Raw genomic sequence first — 3,479 nt, 5'->3', positions numbered from 1 at the left:
CAAGTTGACGTTCATCTGGATGGCAGCTGCCGCCTCCCTGACCGTGAAGAAGCCGCGGGAGCGGCGGTATTGCTCATGCCAGAGCGTGAATTGCTGTCGGGAAACCAGCAGCGCGCGGAGGCCATGGTCGGCCGGGGTGCGGCCTACCACTTCCAGCGCGCCATCCTGTAGGGCGCGGATCACCGCCAAGAAGGGCTCGCTGCCTTGCATCCACCGCTTGGTAATTTCCCACACTGACAGCAGTTCTGGATTGTCCGGTTCTGGGCTGATCTGGCCATGGTTCAACTGCTCCAGGAAGGCGTTGATGGTTTCCAGCTGAAAGCACCATCGAGTACGTTTCTTATCGTGGGGCAGGGGGTGCAGCAAACCGCTTTCGATCAGCAAGCGGATTCGTTTGGGGGTGATGCGCAGTATGCGTTCCACCTCCGAAATGGTCAGCGTGCCATGCTCACTGCGGGCGTAGGCATCCAGCGAGCTTCGCTCCACCATCCAAGTGGCTTTCCCTTTAGCCGATGAGGATTGGCAGCCTTTGATGGTGCCGTTTTCGATCAACTTGTGTACGGCGCCTGTTGAGAGATTGAGCTGTTCCGCTGCCTTGGCCAGGCTGATGATGGGATGGGCCTGACGCAGATCCTGCTGCAGGATCAGTTTGTCCGGCCAGCGTGCATGGACATAACGCTCGAATTCTTCCCGTACAAATAGCAGTTCTGGATGGACCAGCAGTCGGTAGAGGGCCTGATGCATTTCCCGCAAGTACACCCGCAGCGATGCCGTGTTGCTGGATATGGGTAACGTGTATTCCTCCAGTAGTTGATGGAAGCGTTGCGGCCAGTGCTGGGCGATCTGCATGGCCAACTGCAGATAGGGCTGAATGATTTCGATCCGGCCATGATCGGCTATTTTTTGCGGCCGGGTATTGGGCCGGTGCGAGGCATAGGCGCCAAAGAACCAGAGCAGGTCGCAGAGCTGTGCCGGGTGTAGATGATCTAACTCCGGCGGCGTCGGGATGTTGCTGACAGCGAGGTCGGGCAAACCGATCAGCGGCCGGATGGCCTGGGCAATCAGTTTGGCGAGAGCCAACTCGGCAGCGGTGCCTGGGCGTGTGGCGGCATGGCGCAAGTCGGCGCCGCAGCTGCAGATAAACATGGTGCCCTGATGCCAGCGGATGAGTTTATCGCAGCCAGGACATTTTTCTCGCAGCAGCAGGCGATGAATCGGGCAGGCTATTTGCAGGGTCAGCAGCCACTCCGTTTGCCAGATGCCGTGTTCGGCTAGGCAGACGGGGCACCAGCGGCGATGATGGTGATTCCAGTACGTCACCTTGAGACCGAGCCGATGGTAGCTGTGACGGCCCAGGCTGGCTGGCGCCGGGCCTGTCAGGCACGCTAGGCTAGTCTGATCATGGCCTGTCAGCCGGGTTAGATTCTGCCAGGCGGCATCGTGTTTTTTGACAAATAGTGGTAGCCAGGTCTGCCCGGGATAGCCGTTGGCGTGCCCGAGGCGCAGGCAATATCCCAGCAGACTTTCACCCGCCTGCGGCTTGGGGCGGATCTGCAGTAGTGGGGTGGTCATGGTGTGTTCCGTTGGAGGATCGCCGGGGCGGCGATCCTCATGGGTTTACAACGCAGGGATGGCAGCTTTTGGGGCGTTCCGGCGGGAGAACCGTGTCGGCTCGAATGGCTCGTCAGGCTGATTCAGGCGTCGGAATACAAAGTTGGTATCGAAGGGATTCAGCTCGGACGGGCTGTCTCGCCAAACATAGTTGGAGAAGGCCATGGCCAAGACGCTTTGGTCGAGATCTTGCCGCTCCTGTTCGATCAAGCATTCCAATGCCCCCAGAATCACCTTGGAGAGATAACCGAGCAGGCCATTGCTGGCGTAGTGTAGGCGCCTGACGCACTCCCACTCGGCGAGTCCCCAGATTGGGCGTCCCAGGTTGATCTGCGTGTCCCAGGCATGGACGACGTCGCGGAACAAGGACTTGTCCTCGTTGCAGGAGAAACCGATCGGCGTCAGCGCCACGCGGGCGGCGAAGCGACGGCGCAGCTGCTCGTTGGAGCGCAGGATCCACTCGCACTCTGGCAGGCCGGACAGTACCGTGGGAATGGCGATCTGATCGATCAGGGTCTTGAGCCACTCGGTGACCTCTTCGAAGGTTCTGCGGCCGGCATCGACGAAGTGATGGAATTCATCCAGCAGCAAGGCTTCGGTTTTGCCGTTGCGGATCAGTTGCACGATCTGGTTGGTCTTCTCCGCGGTGCTGCCCCGGAGCTGAACGCCGGCCCCTAGCGCAATCAGAATGGCCTCCGCCAGGCCTCGGATGGTCGGGTGGGCAGGCACTTGGACATACACCACCGGGCGTATCGTTGCTTCCTCCGTTTCGTAGCTGGGATGCTGTTTGGCAAAGCTGTGCAGCACCGAGGTCTTGCCGGTGCCGGATGCGCCAATCAGCAGCAGATGCCTGGCAGCGGCACCTTGGCGTGACAGGGCATGGCTGTGCGACAGCCTTTCCAGCGCCGTGCTGAATTGTGGATGCAGGATCTGGATCCGCTCCGCGCGTCGAAGATCCGCCAACGTATAGCGCTCACTCATGGCGATCTCCTTCCGGATCGTGCGCGAGCACGGGCAACGTGCTGGGCGGTGACCAGTTGTCTGTCGGGGGGAGTTCCATGTCCTCTGAAATCACAGGAGGCAGTTTGCCGGTGGTCATCACCTTGCTTGAGTGCGCGCCTTTGGCCCGCGCGGCGCGTTTGCGGTCGGCCAGTTTGCGGCTTTGCAGTAATTGTCCGACCACCTCCTGCATGCGCACCTTGGCCCGGGCCAGCGATAGCGGATCGGCGGATGCCAGGCCTTCTTTGCGTAGCGCCGCCTGAATCAGCTTGTGCTGGTGCAGTTGCAGTCCTTCGGCGTAGTCCGGGGTGAGGCAGGGTACGGGCATGGCCTCTTTGGTCTGCGGATGGAGCGCGAATATCGAACCCAGGTTGTCCGGGTCGAAGCGGATCTGCACTTTGATGCGGTCGCCGAGCTGTTTGCGCCAAGGGAGCAGATCTTTGCAGTTGTAACGCAAGCCATGCAGCTCAATGCCGGCATGCCCCAGCACACGTTCAGCCTGCTTGGAGAGCACCAGTCGTAAGCGATCAGGATCGATGGTGCGAGGCGTGACGATTTCCGCCGCGCGTCGCCAGGCGGTATACGGCGTCTGTTTCAGGCCTCGATGGTAAGTCTGGGAGTAGATGTCAATGATCCAGATGTGCAGGGCGTGGACCAGCTCTGACAGGGTGACGATCGACTCTTTCAGCGGGTCATAGCCATAGCGGTCGAACCAGTTGGCAAAGCTGGTGCCGGGCAGTTGATGGGCGAACTGCTCCGCCAGCGTCCGCAGCGATCGCTCGACCATGGGTTTGAACCATGGCGTGCGGGGCGGGCAGAACTGATAGTTGATGCCCAGTTCGAAAGTGGCGCGCAGCAGGTCCTGGGAG

General features: G+C 60.6%; 3 protein-coding genes. All 3 read right to left on the bottom strand.

Going from position 1 to position 3,479, the window contains the following annotated elements:
• Positions 1–1,572, bottom strand: a 1,572-nt coding sequence (locus tag C2I19_RS14180) for a TniQ family protein (protein WP_146056818.1), incomplete at its 3' end; no start/stop codon positions are given.
• Positions 1,573–1,617: 45 nt separating this feature from the next.
• Positions 1,618–2,592 (bottom strand): TniB family NTP-binding protein, encoded by a 975-nt coding sequence (locus C2I19_RS14175; RefSeq protein ID WP_103903349.1) that lies wholly within the window; start codon positions 2,590–2,592, stop codon positions 1,618–1,620.
• Positions 2,585–3,479, bottom strand: an 895-nt coding sequence (locus C2I19_RS14170) for a Mu transposase C-terminal domain-containing protein (protein WP_199181187.1), incomplete at its 5' end; no start/stop codon positions are given. The genes C2I19_RS14175 and C2I19_RS14170, both read right to left, overlap by 8 nt.

This window comes from Chromobacterium alticapitis, from assembly GCF_002924365.1.
GTDB classification, from domain to species: Bacteria; Pseudomonadota; Gammaproteobacteria; order Burkholderiales; family Chromobacteriaceae; genus Chromobacterium; species Chromobacterium alticapitis.
Note: the sequence above shows the minus strand (reverse complement) of the source record. Positions and strands in the feature narration are given on the sequence as shown.

Coding starts and splice junctions, on each gene's coding strand:
- C2I19_RS14175 (WP_103903349.1), bottom strand. CDS start 2,592: ATGAGTGAGCGCTATACGTTGGCGGATCTTCGACGCGCGGAGCGGATC.